Genomic DNA, 3,426 nt, shown 5'->3' on the forward strand with positions numbered 1-3,426 from the left:
GAATTCAATCCAAATGATTGAAGAAACCATGATGAAGGTGACGGACACAAGTATTCAAATTGCGAGTGCGTGTAGTCAACAAGATTCAGTAACAGAAGAGCTTGGCCGTAACATTCAAAGCATGAGCTTATCAGCAAGTGAAGTGGCACTAGGTGCAGAGCAAACAGCACAATCAAGTGTTGAGCTAGCGCAATTAGCTACGATCCTTCAATCGTCTCTGTCTCGCTTTAAAGTGTAATAAAAACAGCGTTAAATCAATATTGTTATAAACACTAAAGGAGATCATTAGATCTCCTTTTTTTGCATTTAATGGTAAATAATTCGGCACCAGAATCACGTTTTATGCGTGAGAGTGTAATAATTTACACATATTTTTTATAAAAATAAGAATTAAATTTCGCATTGTTAATGCATTTTTGGCGCTGTTATTTTGACTATTGAGCTGATTAGAAAGTGAGTTATTATTTTATTTAAAATAAAGTAAGTAATTAATTAACGTAAAGATTGGCTAATGACTCATATTTCTACATATTGTTCGTTTATGGCGTTTTTTGCGTTGATTTTATTACAAAACTCTGTTTTTGATTACATTTAACCTGATTGCGAAAATGAGTGACTTTTATCAAATTTTATTTTAGTTTCTTATCGATTTGCCGCTATAAAGTAAAAGAGTTAAGACATTTTCTCTATTAAATAACACTCATGGATGAGCTATTAAGAACTATTTAAAGGTTGTCAAAAACATGAGTTACAAAAATTTAGCAGTACGTAATAAAATTGCCGTTGTGTTTTCGGCGATTAGTTTAGTGATGATAGCGTTTGCTATTTTCTTATTGCAAGAATTGAATAAAGTAGAAACAGAAGTAGTCAACTTCATTGATTCTACTGTTCCTAGTGTATTATCTGTCGAAAATATGTATTTTAAGATGAACTCATATCGTCGAGATCAGTACGCTGCATTAACATACTCAAAAGACCAACTCCCTGAGTTACTTGATAAATTATCTTTGCAAGAAAATAAGATTAAATCAGAGTTATCTCAATACGAGGCAACGGTATCTAGTGGTGAAGAACGTCGTGTTTTTGATAGCGTGTTAACGGGTTGGGAAAATTATCTAACACAATTAAAAGGCTTTAAAACTAACGTGAGTTCTGGCAACTTTGAACAGGCTGAAATTCAACTTTTAGATGGATTAAGTCAATTTAATGAACTTGGTGTAACAATGGATGCATTGGTTAACGTTAATGTCGGTTTCATGTCGGGTAACCGTGCTGAGATTATGAATAGTGTTGATAATGTTACAATGGCAACAAAAGTATCATTCTCCGCATTAATCGCTTTTATGGTGTTTATTACCTTCTTCTTAGCGCGTCAAATTTGTCGTCCTTTAAATTTAGTGGTTGAGCAGTCTAAAGCGATTGCTGCGGGTGATTTAACCTTCCGTCTTCAACGTGATGAAATTGGTAATGATGAGTTAGGTGAGTTAGCTGATACCAATATTGAAATGCAAGATCAGCTACGTATGTTAATTGAAGATACTATTTCAGCGGTAACTCAACTGTCTGCTGCGGTAGAAGAGATGAGCGCGATTTCTGAGCAATCTGCTCGTGGTATGCAACAGCAACAATCTGACATTACAACGGTAGCCGCTGCAATGGAAGAAATGAAAGCAACCGTAGCAGAAGTAGCAAATAATACTGAAACCGCGTCTACGTCTGCTTTAGAAGCATCTGAAGAAGCAAAACAAGGTAACCGTGACGTTCAATCGAATATTGACCAAATCCAAACGGTATCTCGCGATATTGAGCAAGCGGGTGAGCTAGTTGAAGAGTTAGAGCGTGAGTCAAACAACATCAGTGTTGTGGTTGAAGTTATTCGCGGTATTGCTGACCAAACCAACTTACTTGCATTAAACGCGGCAATTGAAGCGGCGCGTGCTGGTGAGCAAGGTCGTGGTTTTGCGGTAGTTGCTGATGAGGTTCGCTCTCTTGCGGGTCGTACGCAATCATCTACTACTGAGATTGTTGAAATTATTGAGAAACTGCAAGCAAGTGCAACACATGCAAAAGCAGCAACAGATCAAAGTTGTTCTAAGATCCGTGTTTGTGTAGAGCAAAGCGTTCAAACGGGTCAATCAATCCAAATGATTGAAGAAACTATGATGAAGGTGACGGACACAAGTATTCAAATTGCAAGCGCATGTAGCCAGCAAGATTCAGTAACAGAAGAGCTTGGTCGTAACATTCAAAGCATGAGCTTATCAGCAAGTGAAGTGGCATTAGGTGCAGAGCAAACAGCACAATCAAGTGTTGAGCTAGCGCAATTAGCTACGACGCTTCAATCGTCTTTATCACGCTTTAAAGTGTAAGCTGATTTAGCGTTTATCGTTGAAATCAAAAATTAAAATAAAAAAGGAGATCGTATGATCTCCTTTTTTGTATTTAAAGAATGAGGATTAGACTTAAAACTCGCCATTGATTTGAGGGTTATTTTTAATTAATTCTTTAAACTTTTCTAACAGCGCAGTACTTTGTTTATTTTGCTGACCATCTTTATGTAAGTAAGCCCCAATCGTTGCTTTACTGAAACACTCTTTCATCTGTAAAGGCACAATATCAAAACCACCAAAGTAATCTCTCATCGTCATTGGATAAGGCAAAATAGCATCACTGTTTTGTAATAAATCGATCGCAGTTAACAGAGAATTGGTATTGTAGATAACCTTTTCTTGCAAATAGTGGCGTTTTTGAAAGGTCGTTAACTCTTCATTTTGCTGCTGAACTAAATGCGTAAATCGTTTTTTTGCCGCTCCTAAATCAACCGATGGAAAGCGAGCAATATCTTCATTGCTACAGGTGATCTCCAGTAAAGGATGGCCTTTTCTTACATAGACTTCTTCACTGCATTGAAAAAGAGGATGAAACAGTATGTCTTCATATTGCGCTAAGCCTAATATCTCATGGCCGACAAAAATACTGATTTCATCACTGAGCAATAAGTTCATTAATTGCAGGTGATTCCCTACATCAACAGAGATATTGCTGTGAGGATAAGAGTCTCTAAAATCTTGTACGCAATCTCGAATAAACAGCTGCCACCATGCATCACCACAGCCGATTTTGAGTTCGGTTTGATGTCTGAGTTTATTCTTTTCTAATTTATTGAGGGTGTTTTCATAAAGGTTTTGCATCATTTTTGCTTGTTCGTAAAGTAACTCTCCACTGGAGGTTAGGGTGATCCCTTTTGAGTTACGATTAAACAATTTGCTGCCCAGCTTTTCTTCCAACTTCTGCATGTTGTGACTTAATGTCGGTTGACTTAAACAGAGGTTATTCGCGGCTTGGGTGACGTTTTGAGTTTTAGCTACTTGAATGAATTGAATCATTAATTTAAACATAATAGCTCTTTGCTTGAATAAGAAAGAG

At 36.9% G+C, this 3,426-nt stretch carries 2 protein-coding genes and 1 pseudogene; 2 read left to right on the forward strand and 1 reads right to left on the reverse strand.

Annotated features, from left to right (window positions below):
• A pseudogene (locus tag PVK70_RS18485) lies at positions 1–238 on the forward strand (methyl-accepting chemotaxis protein); the annotation flags it as partial.
• Positions 239–743: 505 nt separating this feature from the next.
• Entirely contained in the window at positions 744–2,369 is a 1,626-nt protein-coding gene (locus tag PVK70_RS18490) for a methyl-accepting chemotaxis protein (RefSeq protein WP_130046709.1), read from the forward strand.
• A 93-nt stretch (positions 2,370–2,462) separates the two neighbouring features.
• On the opposite strand, the gene PVK70_RS18495 is transcribed toward PVK70_RS18490, so the two are convergent.
• Positions 2,463–3,426 (reverse strand): LysR family transcriptional regulator (locus PVK70_RS18495; RefSeq protein ID WP_274441705.1); only part of this gene is annotated, 964 nt, incomplete at its 5' end.

It is taken from the genome of Aliivibrio sp. A6, assembly GCF_028765505.1.
GTDB classification, from domain to species: domain Bacteria; phylum Pseudomonadota; class Gammaproteobacteria; order Enterobacterales; family Vibrionaceae; genus Aliivibrio; species Aliivibrio finisterrensis_A.